This window comes from Lentzea sp. NBRC 105346 (genome assembly GCF_030269605.1).
In the GTDB taxonomy this organism is placed as follows: domain Bacteria; phylum Actinomycetota; class Actinomycetes; order Mycobacteriales; family Pseudonocardiaceae; genus Lentzea.
The window spans coordinates 724,215-744,332 of sequence record NZ_BSTQ01000002.1; the positions used below are offsets into that span (position 1 = coordinate 724,215).

At 68.9% G+C, this 20,118-nt stretch carries 17 protein-coding genes and 1 pseudogene; 12 read left to right on the top strand and 6 right to left on the bottom strand.

Annotated elements, in window-relative coordinates; genetic code table 11:
* The first annotated feature begins 84 nt into the window (after positions 1–84).
* Positions 85–1,161, top strand: coding sequence for a hypothetical protein (locus QSK35_RS07090; protein WP_285743442.1), 1,077 nt, complete (start codon positions 85–87; stop codon positions 1,159–1,161).
* Positions 1,162–1,394: 233 nt separating this feature from the next.
* Here QSK35_RS07090 and QSK35_RS42685 read toward each other — a convergent pair.
* The 5 genes and pseudogenes from QSK35_RS42685 to QSK35_RS07110 form a co-directional block, all read right to left on the bottom strand.
* A pseudogene (locus QSK35_RS42685) lies at positions 1,395–1,646 on the bottom strand (pyridoxal-dependent decarboxylase); the annotation flags it as partial.
* Positions 1,647–1,903: 257 nt separating this feature from the next.
* On the bottom strand, positions 1,904–2,752 hold the full coding sequence (locus QSK35_RS07095) for a fumarylacetoacetate hydrolase family protein (protein ID WP_285743444.1): 849 nt from the start codon (positions 2,750–2,752) through the stop codon (positions 1,904–1,906).
* 3 nt (positions 2,753–2,755) lie between these two features.
* Positions 2,756–3,667 (bottom strand): 3,4-dihydroxyphenylacetate 2,3-dioxygenase, encoded by a 912-nt coding sequence (locus QSK35_RS07100; protein ID WP_285743446.1) that lies wholly within the window; start codon positions 3,665–3,667, stop codon positions 2,756–2,758.
* A 1-nt stretch (position 3,668) separates the two neighbouring features.
* Entirely contained in the window at positions 3,669–5,147 is a 1,479-nt protein-coding gene (locus QSK35_RS07105) for an aldehyde dehydrogenase (protein WP_285743447.1), read from the bottom strand.
* Complete coding sequence (locus QSK35_RS07110) at positions 5,144–5,950, bottom strand: acetoacetate decarboxylase family protein (RefSeq protein WP_285743449.1); 807 nt, start codon at positions 5,948–5,950, stop codon at positions 5,144–5,146. The genes QSK35_RS07105 and QSK35_RS07110 overlap by 4 nt, the downstream gene beginning before the upstream one ends.
* A 129-nt stretch (positions 5,951–6,079) precedes the next feature.
* Here QSK35_RS07110 and QSK35_RS07115 point away from each other — a divergent pair, with 129 nt between their 5' ends.
* The 6 genes from QSK35_RS07115 to QSK35_RS07140 are packed head-to-tail and all read left to right on the top strand — an operon-like array spanning position 6,080 to position 10,805.
* Positions 6,080–7,558, top strand: a complete 1,479-nt coding sequence (locus tag QSK35_RS07115) for an aldehyde dehydrogenase (protein WP_285743451.1) — start codon at positions 6,080–6,082, stop codon at positions 7,556–7,558.
* A complete protein-coding gene (locus tag QSK35_RS07120) occupies positions 7,555–7,707 on the top strand; it encodes a hypothetical protein (RefSeq protein ID WP_285743452.1) in 153 nt (50 codons plus the stop codon). The genes QSK35_RS07115 and QSK35_RS07120 overlap by 4 nt, the downstream gene beginning before the upstream one ends.
* Entirely contained in the window at positions 7,704–8,384 is a 681-nt protein-coding gene (locus tag QSK35_RS07125) for a gamma-glutamyl-gamma-aminobutyrate hydrolase family protein (RefSeq protein ID WP_285743454.1), read from the top strand. The genes QSK35_RS07120 and QSK35_RS07125 overlap by 4 nt, the downstream gene beginning before the upstream one ends.
* On the top strand, positions 8,381–9,727 hold the full coding sequence (locus QSK35_RS07130) for a glutamine synthetase family protein (protein WP_285743456.1): 1,347 nt from the start codon (positions 8,381–8,383) through the stop codon (positions 9,725–9,727). Before QSK35_RS07125 ends, QSK35_RS07130 begins: the two co-directional genes overlap by 4 nt.
* Before the next feature lie 54 nt (positions 9,728–9,781).
* Entirely contained in the window at positions 9,782–10,639 is an 858-nt protein-coding gene (locus tag QSK35_RS07135) for a helix-turn-helix domain-containing protein (protein WP_285743458.1), read from the top strand.
* Complete coding sequence (locus QSK35_RS07140; protein WP_285743460.1) at positions 10,614–10,805, top strand: DUF397 domain-containing protein; 192 nt, start codon at positions 10,614–10,616, stop codon at positions 10,803–10,805. The genes QSK35_RS07135 and QSK35_RS07140 overlap by 26 nt, the downstream gene beginning before the upstream one ends.
* On the opposite strand, the gene QSK35_RS07145 is transcribed toward QSK35_RS07140, so the two are convergent.
* Positions 10,776–11,285, bottom strand: coding sequence for a MarR family winged helix-turn-helix transcriptional regulator (locus tag QSK35_RS07145; RefSeq protein WP_285743461.1), 510 nt, complete (start codon positions 11,283–11,285; stop codon positions 10,776–10,778). The two genes, QSK35_RS07140 and QSK35_RS07145, sit on opposite strands and share 30 nt — an antisense overlap.
* A 1,375-nt stretch (positions 11,286–12,660) precedes the next feature.
* On the opposite strand from QSK35_RS07145, the gene QSK35_RS07150 reads away from it, so the two are divergent.
* From QSK35_RS07150 to QSK35_RS07170, 5 genes are all read left to right on the top strand, one after another.
* Positions 12,661–12,993: a type VII secretion target gene (locus tag QSK35_RS07150; RefSeq protein WP_285743463.1), complete on the top strand. Its 333-nt coding sequence runs from the start codon at positions 12,661–12,663 to the stop codon at positions 12,991–12,993.
* Positions 12,990–13,454 (top strand): YbaB/EbfC family nucleoid-associated protein, encoded by a 465-nt coding sequence (locus QSK35_RS07155; protein WP_285743465.1) that lies wholly within the window; start codon positions 12,990–12,992, stop codon positions 13,452–13,454. Before QSK35_RS07150 ends, QSK35_RS07155 begins: the two co-directional genes overlap by 4 nt.
* Complete coding sequence (locus tag QSK35_RS07160) at positions 13,448–18,349, top strand: RHS repeat-associated core domain-containing protein (protein WP_285743467.1); 4,902 nt, start codon at positions 13,448–13,450, stop codon at positions 18,347–18,349. Before QSK35_RS07155 ends, QSK35_RS07160 begins: the two co-directional genes overlap by 7 nt.
* 9 nt (positions 18,350–18,358) lie before the next feature.
* A complete protein-coding gene (locus QSK35_RS07165; RefSeq protein WP_285743469.1) occupies positions 18,359–18,712 on the top strand; it encodes a hypothetical protein in 354 nt (117 codons plus the stop codon).
* On the top strand, positions 18,712–20,118 hold a 1,407-nt coding region (locus tag QSK35_RS07170; RefSeq protein ID WP_285743470.1), incomplete at its 3' end, for a hypothetical protein. The genes QSK35_RS07165 and QSK35_RS07170, both read left to right, overlap by 1 nt.

Sequence of the window (20,118 nt, forward strand, 5' to 3'; positions counted from 1 at the left end):
CCCGTCGATGAAGTCGGATCTCAAGGTACTCGATCCCGACTCACGACCGTCATCTGGACCATCCTTACAGTGTTAGTTACCTTCTTGATCGGAGTTGCCGTCCTACTGCTACTCAAGTCGAACCTGTTTGCCGGCGACAAGCTGTCCGCCGATGATACGAAGAGCCTATGGACGTTCCTTGGTGTCGCATTCGGCATAGTCGGCACCCTGATCGGCGCCTTGCTCACCGCCCAGCACAACCATCGCACACACATACTGGCTGAACAAGTGAAGATCCAGGAGCAGGAGCTGGCGCGAGAAACAGAAGAGCGACTGAAGGTCGATACGGTCGCGAAGATACTTGAACTCGTAACGGTTGACGGCGGTTATGCTCCCCGCGCACGCGTTGCCGGCGCAATAGCAACACTTATGCAGCTCCATGGCGGCGCGGTGAGCATTCGCATCCTTGGCGAGCTTTGGGCGGCTGACGCCGTCGACTCTTCGACCGCAGTTTGGCTGATCGACCGCACCCTCCGTGACAGTTCTGCGACGGAGGACGAGACCGGGCAGGCCGCGGACGTGCTTGCATTGCAGGTGAAACACCTGGTGCCTTCACACCAGGACATCCACCAGGAATGGTGCCACTGGCCAAAGAGCTTGACCGAGTCATGGCCATCCGACATGGCATTCGGGACCAGGAACGCACTAATCGCTGCTGTTACACAGATCTTACTGGTGAGAGAGCTTGCCTGGTGGGAGTTGGGCGCCCTTCGCACTCCTGTGCGAACCATGGTCAACGCACTTCACGACCCCGAGCTCGGGAAATGCTCCGCATTGATCCTCAAGACGCTTCTCGACAGTGGAGCGCTAAAAACGGTCCGCCTGAGCGAGGACGACACTGCAAGAATTAACACGATGTCCAGCTCTGTAGAACCGACGGCGTGGTTCAGGACTATCCTGGACAAACTTGGCATCTGGGCATCCGGACAGCCGACGGAGAAATCTATTGTTCCAGCAAGCACCTTGGGCCCCTCTCCTCTCACCAGCAAGAAGCCCCGATCGACAGAAGATTCCGAGCTAGCAGCCCGGACAGCCTTAACATCCGCGCTAGAGGGAAAGACGACGAAAAGCAGCCGCAGGAAACGGAAGGCTAGAGGTGCATCAGCGGCGAAGCGCGGGTGAGTTCAGGCGCCGTTGGGACGACCGGAGTTCCCGTGTGTTCCGCTGCATTTCAGCCACGAAAGCCAAAGATGACCTGTTCCAACTGCTGGTCGAAGTACGTAACGATGTCGATCTCGGCGGGCTGGTACACGGCAATGGGCTCCGACTGCTCGATCCGCCGCTTCACGTCCAGCGCAGCCCGGCGGCACGCGGCCACGAGATCTTGCCCAGTTACGGTTCCGTCGGAGGTGAAGCACGTGTGTGGGCTGTCGTGCACGTAGTGCCGACCGATGGGTCGCGATCAGCACCGCGCCACACGCGTAGGGCTGCAGGCCATGTTTGTGCGGATCGACGACGATCGAGTCGGCGTCGGCGACCGCGTGCCACGGCGAAGGTTCGACCAGGTCGCCCGCCAGCAACGTGAACAAGCCGCCATAGGCCGCGTCCACGTGCACGCGCGCACCGAAAGACCACGCGAGCGGCACGATGTGCTGGATCTGGTCCACCGATCCCGGCCCCCGTCGTCGGACGGCACCGCGATCGCTTCCACATCAAAGGGGCCGCACATCGGTGAGTGCGTCTAGTGCCCCTCGGCACTGAACGCCACGGCCCGCCCGGATGCGTCCCGCGGGCCACGAACAACGCCTCGACGTTCGCGATTGTGCCGTTGCTCGTGACGTGGCCGAGATGGTTGGTGAACCCGAGGGACGGATGTCGTGTCACTGGACCGAGTTTGGCTCCCACGCGCGGGCCTTCTGGTCGCTCATGACGTCCGCATCGGCTTGCGGATGCCGCGGAACTCCCAGTCGCCGCCGAGCGCCGTCGACAGCACCTCCTCGCTCTCGGTGGGCTGCGCGCCCACGTCGGAGCGAATCGGCACCGGGCCGGTGACGATGTGGTTCGTCAGAACGCCGAGCCCCTCGACCTCGACGGACACCACATCGCCCGGATACACCGTGCGGGACACGGCCGGAGTGCCCGACAGCAGGACATCGCCGGGCAGCAGCGTGATCGTGCGGGCGATGTCGGCGACGAGATAGTGCATGTCCCACATCATCTCTTCGGTGTTGCCGTCCTGGCGCACCTCGCCGTTGACCAGGGTGCGCAGCCCCTTGCCGCGGAAGTCCCAGCCCTCGACCAGCCCGGGACCCAAGGGGCACAACGTGTCCGCGCCCTTCACCCGCAGCATCGAACCGGCGTCGGTGTCGCGGAAGTCGTGCAGGCCGTAGTCGTTGGCGATCGTGTAACCACGGATGTACTCGCCCGCCTCCAAAGGCGAGATGTTGCGGGCCGTGCGGCCGATCACGATGGCGATCTCGCCCTCGTAGTTGAGCCACTTGCACCCCTCCGGCCGGACGACCGCGCCACCGTGGGCGTTGAGCGCGGTCGTCGGCTTGTGGAAGTACGTCGGGGTCGACGGCAGGGATATACCGAACTCCTCGACGCGGCTGCGGTAGTTCAGGTGCACCGCGATGATCTTGCTGGGTTGCACGGGAGGCAGGTGGACCGCTTCGGCCACACCGGTTTCCCGGCCGTCCGGGGCGACCAGGGTGTCACCGCGGCGGACCACCTCGGTCGCGTTGCCGTCGAGCAGGATGCGCCGGATCTCCACTACTCAGACCTCCATCAGGCCGGTGCGCCGGGGAACGGGGAAGCCGCCCTCGGGACGGTCGAACCACAGGTGCACCTGGCCGGTGCCGATGGCGTTCTCGTACTCGCCGTACTGGCGTGAGGTGGCCTTGCAGTCCTCCTCGCCGAGCGCGCCGATCATCATCAGGTAGTGCCCGAACCGGGCTTCCGGCTTGAACCTCAGGTACTCCGGCATCGTCTCCAGCACCTGGGCGTGGTCGCCGCGGGCGAACCAGTCCAGCCGTTCCGCGTCCGCCGCGGCGGCCTCCTTGCTGAAGATGTGCGTCACGTCGGACGCCTCGTGCGCGCGCAGTTCCCGCAACGGCCAGAACGTGTGGCTCATCGCGCCGGACGCGATCAGCACGACCTTGCGGTCCGACTCGGCGATGGCCGCGCCGAGTGCCCGGCCGAGCCGCAGGTTGTCCTCGGTGTCGGCGGTCTGGCACATGCCGATGGAGATCCACCGCTTGTCCGGCAGGCCCTGGCCGAGGAACTCCCAGAGGTTCGTGGTGGCGTAGAAGATCGGCAGGTGCTGGTCGTCGATGGCGGTGATCCAGGTGCCGTGCCGGTCCGCCTGGGCCGCGATGCCGTGCGCCAGTTCGGGATCGCCCGCGAAATCGTACGGCCGGCGCTGCATCCCGCGCGGCAGTTCCTCGGAGGTGTAGAGGCCCGAGCGACGGGCGTGCGCGGTGACGACGAACTCCACCGTGGTCGCCCAGTGCGAGTCGAGCACCACGACGGTGTCGTAGTCGATCGTCTCGAAGACCTCGCGGCGCAGCTGGTGCAGCCCGGTGACGAGCGTGATCTCCTTGCCGTTGTTGAGCTCCCGGCGGGTCTGCTCCGGGAGCACGATTGTCGGGACGTGCGCGAGCAGGCCCGCGCCCACGATCTCACCCATGTCAGCCCTCCTTGTCTCCACCGGCAGCAGCCCAGCCGTCCGGCGCGAAAACGGTGTTCTTGACGTCGCAGTAGAAGTCGAACGACCAGACGCCGCCCTCCCGGCCGATGCCGGACTGGCCGTTGCCGCCGAACGGGGCGCCGAGGTCGCGGACGAAGAAGCAGTTGACCCACACGGTGCCCGCGTTGAGCCGGCCGCTGACCCGCTCGGCCCGCTCGGGGTCGCCGGTGACGAGCGTGGCCGCGAGCCCGAACCGCGTGGAGTTGGCCTGCCGCACCGCTTCGTCCTCGGTGCGGAACGTCTGGATGGTGAGGACCGGCCCGAAGACCTCCTCGGTGAGGATCTCGCTGCCGTCCTCGGCTCCGACGAGGATCGTCGGCCGGTAGAACAGCCCGCCCAGCTCGTCGTTGGGGCCGCCGCCGAGCACCGCGCGGGCCCCGGCGGCCTTGGCGCGCTGGACGAACCCGTCGACGCGCTCGAAGTGCGGGCGGGAGATCAGTGCGCTCACGTCGGTGTTCTCGTCGCGGGGATCCCCTTGTACTAGCCGGAAAGCCCGTTCGACGACCCGCTCTTGGAACTCTTCCGCGATGCTCTCGTGCACCAGGATCCGGAACGCGCCCAGGCACACCTGGCCGGCGTTGTCGAACTGCTCCACCGCCAGCCGCACGGCGAGGTCCAGGTCGCAGTCCTCGAACACGACGAGCGCGGACTTGCCGCCCAGCTCGAACGACAGCGGCACGATCTGCGGAGCCGCGGCGGTGGCGATCAGCCCGGCGGTCGGCACGGAGCCGGTGAACGCCAGCCGGTCGATGCCGGGATCGGCCGAGAGCGCCGCACCGGCCCGCGCGCCCGTTCCCTGCACCACGTTGAACACCCCGTCCGGCAGGCCCGCTTCGGCGGTGATGTCGGCCAGCAGCGACGCGGTCAGCGGCGCCCACTCCGGTGGCTTGAGCACGACGGTGTTCCCCGCGGCCAGCGCCGGGCCGATGCGCCAGGTGGCGAGCATCAGCGGCGCGTTCCACGGCGTGATCACCGCGACCACGCCGGCCGGGTCGTAGGTGACCCGCTGCCGGTGGCCGCGGATGTCCTCCAGCGGGTGGTCCAGCTTCTCGAGCAGGTCGGCGAAGTAGCGGAAGTTGTTCGCCGAACGCGGCATCACGCCCCGCCGGTGTGACCGCAGCAGCGCGCCGTTGTCGCGGGTCTCCACCTTGGCCAGATCCTCGGCGCGGGCGTCGATGCCGTCGGCGACCCTCCGCAGCACGTCCGCCCGTTCCTTGCGGGGTAAGGCGGCCCAGTCCGGGAAGGCCGCGCGCGCGGCGTCCACGGCGGCCTCGGCCTCGGCGGTGTCGCCCGACGCGATCTCGGCGATCGGCTGCTCGTCGATGGGTGAGACATCGGTGAAGGTGGTAGCGGACGCGACGCGGCGGCCGCCGATCCAGTGGCGGGTGTCGACCTCGACACCTTCGACGACGGCCTTCATCGGACGCTCGTCTGGTCGCGGGCGAGCAGCTCGCCGCCATTCCACTCGACACCGACCTGGCGGTAGTACGCGCCGATGATCTCCTGTGGCCGCAACAGGCTCAGCTCCTCCGTCGGGGATTCGAACAGGGCAAAGTGATCGACCCGCGCCCGCCACGGCGTGCCGCCCTCGAACCCCGCCGCCGAGGTCGAGATCAGCTCGTCGAGCGCCAGGCGGTCCGGCCGGTCGATGGCGGGCAGCCACCGGTGGTGCGCCATCGGGTGCGCGTTGACGAAACCGTTGTGCTCACTCGGTTCCAGCAACGTCACCCGCAGCTCGGCGAGCCGCCGGTCGGCTGCCGCGAGCGTCGCGCCGAACCGGGCGCCCTCGGTAAGCCTGGGCGCCGGGCCGTAGGGGTGCAGGCGGGTCTGGTGGATCGACCCGAGCTTCTTCGGGTAGCCCTGGTGGAAGCCTCGGGCCACGGCGAAGTCCTTGTCCACCCAGATGTAGGCGGCGCGACTGTACGTCTGTCCTTCGTGGACACAACGCACGACGAGGAACGCCTCCCGGTACTGCGAGAGCACCGGGTCGAGCAGCTCCTCGCCGCCGGTCGAGCAGGACTGCCAGTCCGCCCAGATCAGGGCGACCGCGCCAGGGTCGTCGGGCGCCGGACGCAGGGGATCCGGCAGCAGCTCGGCGACCCTGGCGGGGTCGGTGCGGTACTCCACGGTGAGCAGGTCACCGCTGTAGTACCACGGCGGAGCGGGCACGAGTGACGACCGACCGCTCGCGGTCTTGGGATGGAAGAACCCGGCGACGCTCACGACCCCTCCTGCATTTCGTTTCGTTCATTTGTGGACGAACTGTAGCTAGCGTCGCAGATTATGCAAGTAGTTCACGGTTCTGACAGGAACTGTAGACCGTTCACGGCTGAACGAATATGGTTTCGAGCCATGAACCCGACCGCGCAGGAGTGGGCCCTACGGGCCGCCGGCGTCCGCCTGCCCAGTGCCATGCTGATCGGGGGACGTCCGCACGACGCCGCCGCGCACTGGGCCCTGACCTCGCCACGGGACGGCGCCGAGCTGGTCGTCCTGCCGGACGCGGACGAGGCCGACGTCGACCTCGCGGTGCGCCGGGCCCGGCAGGCGTTCGACTCCGGGCCTTGGCCCACGCTCGCGCCGAAGGAACGCAAGCGGGTGCTGCACGCGCTGGCGGACGCCGTCGAGGCGCACCGCGAGGAGCTCGCCCTGCTGGTCAGCCTGGAGATGGGCAAACCGGTCGGCGACGCGCTCCTGATCGAGCTGCGCACCACCGTTGACACCTACCGCTGGTACGCGGAGTGGGCGGACAAGCTCACCGGCGAGACGCCCGAGGTCGGCCCGGACGCCCTCGCGCTGGTCACCAGGGAACCGGTCGGCGTGGTCGGCGTCGTCGTGCCGTGGAACTTCCCGATGACATTGGCGGCGTGGAAGATCGCGCCCGCGCTGGCCGTCGGCTGCACGGTGGTGGTCAAGCCGAGCGAGCAGTCGCCGCTGTCGGCGTTGCGGCTGGCCGAGCTCGCGACCGAGGCGGGGCTGCCGGACGGCGTGCTGAACGTGGTGACCGGCAACGGCCCGCGCGCCGGGCGGGCGCTCGGCCGCCATCCCGGGGTGGACACCATCGCGTTCACCGGGTCCACCGAGGTCGGCGCCGCGTTCCTCGGCTACGCGGCCGAGTCGAACCTCAAGCGGGTGTGGCTGGAACTCGGCGGCAAGTCGCCCAACATCGTGCTGCCCGACGCCGATCTCGACCTCGCGGCGTCGACCGCGGCGTGGGGCGTCTACTTCAACCAGGGCCAGATGTGCACCGCGCCGTCACGGCTGATCGTGCATCGCGACGTGCACGGCGAACTGCTGGACCGGATCACCGCCCGGCTCGCTTCGATCCGGATCGGCGATCCGCTCGACCCGGCCACCGAGATGGGCCCGTTGGTCAGCGCCGCCCATCGCGAACACGTCGAGTCGCACATCGCGCTGGCCCAGGCGCAGGGCGCGCGGCTGACGTTCGGCGGCGACCGTCCCGACTCGCTGCCGGGCGCCTACCTGCGGCCCGCGGTGTTCGACGATGTCGAACCCGGTACGGCATTGTCGCGCGAAGAGGTCTTCGGGCCGGTCCTTGCGGTGCATCCGATCGACAATGTCGAACAGGCCGTGGCCATGGCGAACGACTCCGAGTACGGCCTCGCCGCCGGCGTGTGGACCCGCGACCTGGCCACCGCACACCGCGTGTCCCGGCGGCTGCGCGCGGGCACGGTGTGGGTCAACTGCTACGAGGAGGGCGGCCTGAGCGTGCCGTTCGGCGGTTACAAGCGCAGCGGCAACGGCCGGGACAAGTCCGTGCACGCGCTGGAGAAGTACACCGAGCTCAAGACCACCTGGGTGCAGCTGTGAGGCGGCCGCTGATCGCGATCCCCGCACGGATCTCCGCCACCGCCTCCGCCCTGCGCCACCACGCCGACATGACCACCCGCGCACTGGCACAAGCCGTGCACGCACTCGAGAAGTACACCGAACTCAAAACCACCTGGGTGGCGCTGTGAAACGGCCACTGATCGCGATCCCCGCACGGATCTCCGCCACCGCCTCCGCCCTGCGCTACCGCGCCGACGTGACGGCCCGAGCGCTGGCACGAGCGGTGTACGCGGCGGGCGGCGAGCCGTTGAGCGTGCACGTCACCGAAGGCGATGTGGCCGCACGACTGGGTTTCGCCGACGGACTGCTGCTGCCCGGCGGCGGCGACGTCATGCCCTCGCAGTACGGAGGCATGCCACACCTGGAGGTCTACGACGTGGACGCCGAGCAGGACTGGTTCGACCTGACCGCCGCGCGCTGGGCGTTGCGGGAAGCCGTGCCGCTGCTGGCGATCTGCCGCGGCGCCCAGGTGGTCAACGTGGCGCTCGGCGGCGATCTGGAGATTCACATGGAGAACCCGCATCGGCATGTGAACATCCCGGTGGACATCGCCCCCTCGTTGCGGCCGATCATCGGTGCGTCCACAGTGGACGTCAGTTGCTTCCACCATCAGCGGATCGACCGCCTTGGCCACGGAGTCACCGCGGCCGCGCACGCGCCGGACGGCACGGTCGAGGCGATCCAGGCGGCCACCGCGGGCTGGTTCCTGGGCGTGCAGTGGCATCCGGAGGACACCGCGGACTCCGACCCGCACCAGAAGTCCGTCTTCGCCGCGTTCGTCGAGGCAGCAGGGAGTTCCCGATGACCGTCACCGACAGCGAGATCGAGCTCAAGCGTTTCCTGGAGGACCTGGAGGAGAAGCAGGTCGACATCGTCCGGGTGATGTGGTCGGACCTGCACGGCGTGGCCCGCGGCAAGGACATCGCGCTGGAGGACTTCGGCCGCGACGGGATCGCGTTCTGCCAGACGTTGCTGCACACCGATCTCGCCGCCCACCCACGGGCGTCCTCCGACCCGGCGGAGATCGGTTATCCGGACACCCGTGCCGTGGCGGACCTGTCGACCGCCCGCGTGACGCCGTTCAGCTCCGGGGTCGCCGTGGTGCTGGCGGACTTGGAGGACCCGCTCACCGGCCGGCCGCTGCCCGAGTCTCCGCGCGACCTGCTCCGCCGGGTCGTCGGCGACCTGATCGCCGAGGTCGGCCACCCGGTGGTCGGGCCGGAGCTGGAGTTCTACCTGGCGCACCGTGACAACGTTGGCGCGCTGCGTCCGTACGTCAACCGCGACACCGCCGGGTACGTCGTCGGCGCCGCGAACGACGACCTGGCCAGTCGCGACGTGTTGCTCGGGCTGTTGCGCCAGTGCCGCGCGATGGGGCTGGGGGTGTTCGCGGCGAACCACGAGTTCTCCGGCGGCCAGTTCGAGGTGAACCACCACCACTCCGACGCGCTGGACGCGGCCGACCGGGCGTTCCTGTTCAAGTACGCGGTGAAGGAGATCGCGGCGGTCGTCGGCCTGCACGCGACGTTCATGGGCCAGCCGTTCAACGACAAGGCGGGCAACGGTTTCCACCTGCACGTCAGCCTCGTCGACGAGCTCGGCGTCAACCTGTTCGACGAACCGGCCGCAGAGCACGGGCTGAGCGAGCTGGCGCTGCACTTCCTCGGCGGCGTCCTGGAACACGCGCCCGCGCTCACCGCGCTGCTCAACCCGACCGTGAACTCGTTCCGGCGGCTACACCAGGGCGGGCTGGTCGCCTCGATCGCGAACTGGGGACTGGACAACCGGTTCGCTTTCGCCCGCGTACCAAGGGATCGGGGCCGCGGCACGAGGTTCGAGGTGCGCAGCGGCGACGGTGCGGCCAACCCCTACCTCGCCGTCGCCGCACTACTCGCCGCCGGGCACGACGGCGTCAGACGGTCGCTCACCCCGCCCCCGCCGGCCGAGGGGCGCCACCCCGGCCAGGGCGCCGTGCTGCCCCGCAACCTCGAGGAGGCGCTCGACCACCTGACCGCGGACGCACCGCTCGTCACCGCGTTGGGCGAGACGTTCGTGGATGCCTTCACCGGCCTCAAGCGACAGGAGCTCGCGCGCTACGAACGACACGTCAGCGACTGGGACATCCGGGAATACTCGTGGATGCTGTGATTCCACCCGTTCGGGGCCACTGCAGGATCTGCTGCACCGGCTACCGTCGAGTGAATGAACGGCGATCCGTCCACTCCGTACAGCCGCGACCTGGGCGATCAGTTGCGCACGATCCGCGAGGTTTTCACGACGTTCAGCGCGCGGCGGATGGCGCGCATGCTCGGCTGGGACCACTCCAAGGTCACGCGCATCGAGAACGGCCAGGTGCGCGCGACCGAGATCGACGTGGTGCAGTATCTGGGGAGGTGCGGGCGGACCCAGCAGTTCATCGAGGGTTTCTTGGGCTTGTATCGCAGCGCCTTCGACAAGTACTACGTGCAGACGCCCGAGAACCTGCGCACGATCGCGCTGTCCGAGGCGCAAGCGACCAAAATCAAGACCATCGATCCGGCCACGATCCCCGGCCTTCTTCAGACCGAGGACTACGCGAGGGCTCTGTTCGTGGAGGGCGGCTGCGTCCCGGCGGAGCGGATCGAGATCAATGTCGAGGCTCGGATGGCGCGCCAGGCGATCCTGCGTCGGCCCAACCGTCCCGACTACACCTGCTACATCCATGAGAACGCGCTGCGCCTGCGGATCGGCGACGCCCTTGTGATGGAGGAGCAGTACTACCGACTGCTCTTCCAAACCCACTCCATCCGGATCATCCCCGAGTCGAGTGGATCAGCGGGTGTCGTGTCGTCGTACTACGCGCTGTGGGAGTTCGAGAAGCAGGCGTCCGTAGCCGTGATGGAAAGCGAACTCGCGCAGGTCTTCATTCAGGATGACCTGGGTGTCCAACGGTGCAAGGCTATATTCAATCAAATGGACCAAGTCGCATGGAGTGAGGAAGAATCCCGGAGCACGCTGGCCGACCTGGCCAGCCGAGCGCGGGAGAACCTCACCAATGTCACGAGAATCCACCTGGCGTAAGAGCAGCTACAGCAGCAACACCGACGGCAGCTCGTGCGTCGAGGTGGCGTTTGCGCAGGTCGTACGCGTGCGTGACTCGAAGAACACCGGGGGCTCGTCGCTGGCGTTCAGCGCGGGGGCGTGGCGGGCGTTCGCGTCACGGGTTGGTGCCCAGCAGCAGGTGTAGCAGGCCCGCGAGCTCCTTCTTCTGCTGGGACGACAGGGCGTCGGTGAACGTGCCCTCGGCCCGGTTGAACCGGGGGAACAGGCGTTTCATGAACGCCTCCCCCTTCTTCGTCACGCTCAGGTAGACCCGCCGCCGGTCGGCCGGGCTCACCTGCCGCTTGACCAGAGCGCGCCCCACCAGCTGCGTCGCGATCACGGTCATGCCCGACTTGGATATCCGCAGCGCCTGGGCGACGCACCGGCTCTCCTGTTCGCCGAACAGCCACAGGTGCCACATCACGTCGAACTGCGACCACGACAGGTCCGACTCCAGCAGCGCGTGCTCCTCGAGGTGCCTGCGCGCCGCGTCGGCCGCCTGGTTGAGCAGCCACACCGCTTGGAACGACTCCAGGTCCAGCTCGGGCGCGATCGGGCGCAGCCGCTCCTCCGCGGCGGCCTCGAAATCGGCCTGGCTCAGCTCCGGGCAGCTCACGAATGCCATCCCTTCGTCGTTCTACCTGGTCAAAATATCATTCACGAGTGGACGATTCAGTGAGGTGGAAGACGTGGCCGCCGCGATCCCGGGCATGGGCTCTCGCCGGCCTCATCGCCCTGTCGCCGCGGTGCTGATCGGCGCCTGGTGGCATTTCAGGTGGGGAGGTGCGCCCGAGCGCCAGAACACCGGATTCACCTGTGCGGCTTGGGACACCGGCCAGGACGACTAGTGCAACCTCGCCGCAGCCGACGCCACCCGACGGCTTCCCCTTTCCGAGGCCCAGCGATCGGCGGCCGAGGTGGCATCCAACGATATCGACCGTCTCCTCCCGCGAGATGGCCGGTGCATCACCCTGGATGGCGTCCCTTGTAACGGTTCGGTTGTCGTCCACCCGCCGACGGACGCCGATGCCGACGCTGTGGCCCAGGCGCTCAGAGCAGCCGGCACCCGGACACCACGGCCCGACTGGCCCGCTCGACCGACCCGACTCCGGTCGGCACCCTGCTCTACGCCGTGAGCGTCGGCGACGAGGCGTGCGTTATCGGATACATCCACGACCTTCCCGGCGGCGCGGGCGGCCGTGCCGTCTTGGGCAGACTGCCCGGCGGCCTCTGCCTGGAGCACTAGGTGTGTCCGCGGGCGCCTGGTGCCCGAATTCCGGCGATTCTGTTTCGGCGGGCTACTTGATCACTGTTGGGAGCGTTCTCACGTTTTGCGAGGGGCGAGTTTGTGACGCTGGACGTCCCGAATGTTCCCTTCGCGAAGATCAACGATCTCAGTCGTGCCCGATTTGCCTGATGAGAGCGTGGCCATCGGGTCGTTCTTAACGTGGTGTTCGACTCGGGTGATCAGCTGGGCTGGGATGTGCGGCCTGCGGCCGACACATCACGTTTTCTCGCCTGGCGGCTCGAAAACGCGACGTACCGAGAAAAGCCGGCTGGCCGCCGTCGTGGGTCCCGATCCGTCCCAGACTCCCGTCGTCTGCTGCGGCTGCGGGCGTGGCCGTGATGAGGTGGGTTGGCTTCCATGCGCTTTTAAGAACAACGCAACTCAGCCCACCTCATGCCGACCACGCACGCACCCGGACCCACGCAACGCAGGTCTGGACCGGCCTGGGACCACGACGGCGGCCAACCGAGCTTTTCCGGTACGAGCGCGCCGACGAAGGAGGCCCGCTCGTACCGCCGCGCAGCGGCGTTTCCGGCCGCAGGCCGGCGTCCTTCCGCCGCGCAGCGGCGTCACCGGCCCGACGACTTCGCCGGACCCGGACGCGGTCGATCGGGCCAGAGCCGTGTCCGAAGGGACAAAGGACCGCTCGACGCACCCCACCGCGGCGCCACGAGATGGGAGCGTGGCCACACGGACGAGGGAGGAAGTGCACATGTCAGCGGGCGGATTCGGCGCCGCGCCTGAGGAGTTGCGGGCGCACGGCAGCCATTTGGACGGACTGACGGACCGGCTCAACACCGTGGTGGACGCGGCGCGGATCGCGAGCATGCCGGGCGATTCCTACGGCCTGCTGTGCGGGTTCATGCCGTTGGCCATCAGTCCGATGGAGGAGAAGGCCGCCGAGGCGTTGTCCGCCGCCGTCGAAAGTTTCTCCAAGACCGCCGGCAGCATCCGCGACACCGCGGCCTCGTACGACGACCAGGAATCCGCGCACCGCCAGACGATGACGGCGCTGCGCACTCAGTCGCTGGGAGATGGCTCATGATCGGCTTCGGCGAAGTGGTCCGCGACCCCGAGGAGGCCGAGGCGCGGATGGCCGCGTGGGCCAAGGGGTTCGAGGAGAAGGCGGCGCGCTACCGCGCGGTGGGTGAGCAGACCGAGGCGTTGCGGCTGACCGCCTCCAGTCCCAACGGCGCCGTGCGCGTCACCGTCCGGGCCGACGGCAGCCTCACCGGCATCGAGTTCGGTGACCGCGCGCGCACCATCCCGTTGGAGCACCTGCCCTCGATGATCATGGACACCGTGCACCGGGCGCAGTCCGGCATCGCCGGCCGGGTCGCCGAGGTGATGGCCGAGGGGCTCGGCGACGAGGACCTCCAGACCCGCTCGATGATGCTCGACAACCTGCGCGAGCGGTTCCCCGAACTGGAAACCGACGAAAACGACGAGGAACCCGCTCAGGTTCGTGACGACGTTCGTGACGACGAGGAGAACGAGCCGTGGTGAACCCGTTGGTCGCGCAGCCGCAGGACTCCACCAAGGCTTACAGCGGCGCGACGATGGTCGAGTCCGCGATCGAGCTCAAGTCGGCCATCGAGAAGGGTGACTGGGCGGCGACCGCGCTCGGTGCGGTGGACGTCGGGCTGACCGCGCTGGGCATGGTGATGGACCCGTTCGGCTCCATCCTCGCCGCCGGGGTCGGCTGGCTCATGGAGCACGTGGGCCCGCTCAAGGAGGGGCTGAACCAGCTCGCGGGCAACCCGGACGAGATCAAGGCGCACTCCGACACTTGGAAGAACGTCGCCAAGGAGCTGGAGGCCATCGCGGGCGATCTCACCTCGATGTCGACCTCAGACACCCAGGGGTGGCAAGGAGCCGCGGGCGACGCGTACCGGGAGCAGGCGGCGAACACCGCGAACCTGCTCACCGCCGCCAAGGAGGGCGCGGACGGCGCGTCGGGCGGCGTGAAGACCGCGGGTGAGGTCGTCGCGGCGGTGCGCAGCCTCGTGCGCGACATCATCGCCGAGCTGGTCGGGCACCTGATCAGCTGGGCACTGCAGGTCGTCGCGACGCTGGGCATCGGCCTGACCTGGGTGGTGCCGCAGGTGGTCGCGGAGGTCGCCAAGGTCGGTTCGCAGATCGCGCGCCTCACCAACCGGCTGACCCAGGCGCTGCGGGCACTGGTGCCGTTGCTGAAGCGGGCCGAGGACCTGTTCGGTGACGCCGCGAAGGCGTTGCGCAACACCAAGCCGCCCAAGGGTTCCGCTCCGGCACCCACGCCGAAGTCGCCGCCGCCGGCCGTGCACGACCCAGGCAAACCCAAGGGCGGTGACAGCACCAACACCTCGGGTGCCGGCGCCCCGCCACCACCACAGCCGAAGGTCGAACCGCCGCCCACGCCGAAGGGCAACGGCGACAGCACCAACACTTCCGGCGCGGGCACCCCGCCACCGCCACCCAAGGCAGACCCGCCGCCACCGATCAAGAACAACGGCGACAGCACCAACACTTCCGGCGCGGGCACGCCACCACCGCCACCGAAAGCAGACCCGCCACCGCCACCGAAGAACGACACTCCCCCGCCACCGAAGTCGGACGCACCGCCGCCACCACCGCCCAAGAACAACACGCCGCCACCTCCCCCCAAGAACGACACTCCGCCCATCAAGGACCAGGCGACCCCCAGGGGAGCACACGACACCCCGGTCGACAGCCGGCCGAACTGCGGCGACCCGATCGACGTCACGACGGGCTGGATGCTCCTGCCCCAAACCGACGTCGAGCTGCAGTCGACCCTGCCCCTGATCCTGAAGCGCACCCACCTGTCGAACTACCGGCTGGGCCGGTCGTTCGGCCGCTCCTGGGCGTCCACTGTGGACCAACGCCTCGAGGCCGACGACACCGGCGTCGCGTTCGCCGCCGAGGACGGCACGCTGCTGCTGTACCCGCTGCCCGCCGACGGGCAGGAGGTGCTGCCCGAGCGCGGCCCTCGCTGGCCGCTCACCCGGACCGCGACCGGCTACGCGGTGCTCGTCGCCGAGCAGGACCGCATCCTGCACTTCGCCGGCCGCGACGGTCTGCTGAGCGCGATCTCCGACGCCAACGGCAGGCGCATCGAGTTCGGCCGCGACGAGCACGGCACCGTGACCGAAGTGGTGCACTCGGGCGGCTACCGCATCCGGGTGGAGTCCCAGGACGGCCTGATCACCGCATTCTGGCTGCGGGACGTGCTGCTCGGCGAGTTCCGCTACAACGACGCACGCCGGCTCACCGAGCACGTCAACTCCAGCGGCACGCCGACACGGTTCGAGTACGACGACCAGGACCGCATCGTCTTCTGGCAGGACCGCAACGACATGTGGTACCGGTACGCCTACGACTCGGCGAACCGCTGCGTGCGCGCCGAGGGTCCGGACGGGTACTTCAACTACTCGCTGGAATACGCGCCGGGCGTCACCCGCGCGACGAACTCGTTGGGCCACACCACGGTCTACGAGCTCAGCGAGCACTTCCAGGTGGTGCGCGAGACGGACCCGCTCGGCAACGTCACGCTGCAGGAGTGGAACGAACGCCACCAGCTGCTGTCCCACACGGATCCGTTGGGACGCAGGACTTCCTTCCTCTACAACGAGCAGGGCCACCCGGTCGCGGTCACCTATCCGGACGGCACCCAGTCGCTGGGTGAGTACGACGCGTCCGGCCGCCTGGTCACCACGGTGGACCCGGACGGCGCGGTGTGGCGGCGCGAGTACAGCCCCAGCGGTTCGCTCACCGCCACGGTCGACCCTATGGGCGCCCGCACCGAGTACGCCTACGACGAGCTCGGCAACCTGCGCACCGTCGTCGACGCCGCGGGCGGGGTGCACACCTACGAGGTGAACCTGCTCGGGCTGGTCGTGGCGGCCACCGATCCCACTGGCGCCACAACCCGTTACGCCTACGACGAACTGGGCCGCCAGGCGCGGGTCGTCGACCGCAACGGTGGCGAGACCCTGTTCACGTGGACGCCGGAAGGCCGTCCGGCCGGCCGCGTCGACCCCGACGGGTCCAGGGTCGTGCTCGGGTACGACGGCGAGGGCAACCTGCGCGGCGTGGCCGACGCCATGAACGCCGTGACGCGCATCGAGATCGGCCTGTTCGACCTGCCCGTCGCCGAGGTGCGCCCAGACGGCACCCGGCTGGAGTTCGCCTACGACACCGAACTGCGGCCGTCGTCCGTCACGAACGAGCACGGCCAGGTGTGGCGTTACACCTACGACCCGGCCGGGCGGTTGGTGTCCGAACAGGACTTCGACGGCAGGCTCGTGCGGTACGCCTACGACGCCGCCGGGCAGCTCACCGGGCGGACCAACGCGGCCGGGCAGACGGTCCACTACACGCACGACGCCCGCGGCCGCGTGGTCGCCAGGACTCACGGCCAGGTGACCACTCATCTCGCCTACGACCCGGTGAACCGCATCATCCGCGCCACCACACCGGATGCGGACGTCGCGTTCACGTACGACGCCGCCGGACGCGTCCTCGCGCAGACGGTGAACGGCCGCACCCTCGAGTCCCGTTACGATCTGCTCAGCCGCCGCGTCAGCCGGCGCACGCCGTCCGGCGCGCTGAGCGCGTGGGAACACGACGCGGCCGGACGTCCGGCCGCGCTGCACACCGCGGGCCGCACGATCAGGTTCCGCTACGACGCGGCGGGCCGTGAGGTCGAACGACGCATCGGCGACCGCGTCATGCTTGCGCAGCAATGGGATTCCGCCGACCGGCTGCGCGCGCAGAGCCTGGTCGGCAACGCCGGGACGATGCTGCAGCGGCGTTCCTACCACTACCGGCCGGACGGCCTGCTCGTCGGGATCGACGACCAGCTCACCGGCGGGCGCGCGTTCGACCTGGACGCCGTCGGCCGCGTCACCGCGGTGCGTGGCGCGCTCGGCACTGAGACCTACGGCTACGACCGGTCGGGCAACGTCGTGCACGCCCAATGGCAGCGGGGACAGGACGGCCAGGGCCCGCGCAAGTACCACGGCACGCTGGTGACGCGCGCGGGCAACGTCCGTTACGAGTACGACGCCGAGGGCCGCATGGTGCTCCGCGAGATCTCGCATCCCGGCCGGATCGACACCTGGCGGTTCGGGTGGGACGCCGAGAACCGTCTGATGTGGACACACACGCCCGACGGCGCGCGGTGGCGTTACGGCTACGACGCGTTCGGGCGCCGGGTGTGGAAGAAACGCCTGGCACCGGACGGTTCCGTGCTCGATCGGACCGACTTCACGTGGGACGGCGCGAACCTGGCCGAGGTCGTACACGGTTCGTCGGTCCTGGTCTGGGACTTCGAGCCCGGCACCCACCGGGCGATCTGCCAGACCGAGGGTGACCGGTTCCACGCGATCATCACCGACCTGACCGGTACGCCGGCCGAACTGGTCGATGCCGACGGAACCCTTGCCTGGCACCAGAACATGGCACTCTGGGGCGCCTCGCCGAACCCCGCCGGGACGCCGCTGCGGTTCCCCGGCCAGTACCACGACGACGAGACCGGCCTGTACTACAACCTGAACCGCTACTACGACCCGCTGGTCGGCCGCTACGTTTCGCACGACCCGCTCGGTCTGGCGCCGTCAGCCAACGCGCGGGCCTACGTCGGCAACCCGACGGCGGCCACCGACCCGCTGGGGCTGGCGCCCGTGCCGTGCCAGGAGTTCAACAACCAGGGCCACTACGACGGCGACAAGACGCACGCGTTCACGGGCTACAACCAGTACCAGAGTGGCTGGACGGCGCCTCCCGGCCGGTTCGACTCGGTGGCGCCCGAGACCATCATGAACAACTCCAACCTCCCGTTCCCGACGCACAACTTCGACGGCGGTGTGCCGGGCAAGTACTACGCCTCGCACGCGGAACTCCAGGCGTGGCACGCACAACCGGGCAACCCGATCGTCGTGTCGCGGCCGATGTGCAACTCCTGCCAGCCCCAGTTCCAGGATCTGGCCAACAGCAACAACACCAACATCCACGTGGGCTCGCCGGACGGCATCCACACGTTCACGCCGGGCGGCACCCCGCAGACCAGCCTGGGGAACCAGCCGGTGAACGGTGTCGACTCGCACGGCAACGCGTGGCAGATGCACACCGAGAACGGCAAGACCGAGCTGATCACCCACCGCCCCAACGGGGAGTGGACCCATTCCAACGTGCAGAACGACTACATGGGATCGCAGTACTTCCACAACCCCAACGGTTCCAGCTCGTACGCCGAGTACTACCCGAACAAGATGACGGAGATCATGACCCTGGACAACCAGGGCAACGTGGTCGGCACCACGCACGGCGGGCCCTCGGGTGGCGCTTACGACATCGTCGGCGACAACAAGCACAACATCCCGCCGAAGCACCGCGTGTAGGAGAGGCAGATGAAGAAGACCGAGCACGCGCTGCGCGCCGACGCGGTCACGCTCGACCCCGAGGCCGGCGAGAAGCTGAGCAAGGCGTTGCGCGACCAGATGAACCAGGTCGACTCGTGGCTGGAGCGCGCGGGCGAAGTCGCCCGTCCTGCTCCGTTGGGCGCGAACCCCGTCAGTGACGCCATGACGTCCAAGTTCTCCGGGCGAGCCGAGGGCGATCGGCTCTCGTTCGTCAACGTGATGACCGCGTACCGCACGGTGCTGGAGCAGACGCACTCAGCCGTGACTACCGCGATCCGCAACTTCCAGGCCGTGGATGAAGACCACCAGGTCGCGTTGCGTCGTCTCGAAGGAGGTGCGTGATGACCGAACCCGTGTTGCGGGACACGCAGAACTGGGCGTCCCGTTCCCATCCCGAGCTGTACGCCGCCGTGCATCAGAACAACGATCCGGGGCAGGCCGGCGAGATCGGCTCGACCTGGGAGAGGTTCGGCGCCGAGCTCACGGATGCGGCGCACGCGCTCACCGAACAGGTCGCGGCCACCCAGTCCGGCTGGACCGGTTCCGCGGCGGAAGGTGCGCGGGCCGCTTTGAAGGAGCTGACCGACTGGCTCCACTCGACCGCGCAGACCGCGGTCGTACTGGGCGTCCAGGTGGCCGATCAGGGTCAGGTCATGGCTTCCGCCCGTGCGAACATGCCGGAGCCCGTGGCCTTCTCCTGGCCTTCCGCGACCGGGATTCACAGCGAGGCTGGGCTGGCGGCGTTCACCGCGTCGCTCGCCGACGCGCAGGCCGCCAACGACCGCGCCCGTGCTGCGCATGATCAGGCCGTTGCGGTGATGAGTTCGATGGAGGACAACACTCGGGCGATCGACCGGACGACGCCCGTGTTCACGGCGCCGTTCAACCCGGTGACCGGGGAGACGCAGGAGCCGGTGGTCGCGATGCGTTCCACCGATGGCGTTGCGTTGCGTGGGGCGGAGGTCGCGGGGACGCGCACGCGGGCCGACTCTGCCGAGGCTGTGTCCGCGCCGGGCGGTGGTGCGGGTGATCAGGCGCGGCTCGACCGCACGGCAGTGGCCGCGGCGCCGACGCCGACGCCCACCAGCAGCGTCTCTCCTGGGAATGCCGGCGCGCCTGGGTTCACCCACACCTCGGGTAACACGGCGACGAGCCCGGCGATCGGCGGCAACACCGGCCCTGGTGCGACCGGCGGGCCCAGTCCCTTGCCGAGCACGGGACCGCTGCCGACCGGCGGACCCGTGGGCATTCGCACGCCGAGTCCGAGCCGTACCGTGCCCAGCGGAACATCCGGTCCCCGAAGCACTTTCGGACCCAGCGGCACTACCGGCCCCAGCGGCACCTCGGGCCCCGGTGGTCCGCGCATCCCCGATATCGAGCCCACCTCAGGTCCCGGTGGAACGCGCGTCGGTGCACCCGGCGCCACTTCCGGCCCCGGCGGAACACGTACTGGCGGACCCGGCGGCACCTCGGGCCCCGGCGGCTCTTCCGGGCCTCGCGGGACGCGCGTCGGCGGACCCGGCGGCACCTCGGGCCCCGGCGGCGCACGCATCCCCGGAATCGAGCCCACCACCGGTCCCGGCGGAACGCGCGTCGGCGGACCCGGCGGCACCTCAGGTCCCGGCGGCGCACGCATCCCCGGAATCGAGCCCACCACCGGTCCCGGCGGAACGCGCGTCGGCGGACCCGGCGGCACCTCAGGTCCCGGCGGCGCACGCATCCCCGGAATCGAGCCCACCACCGGTCCT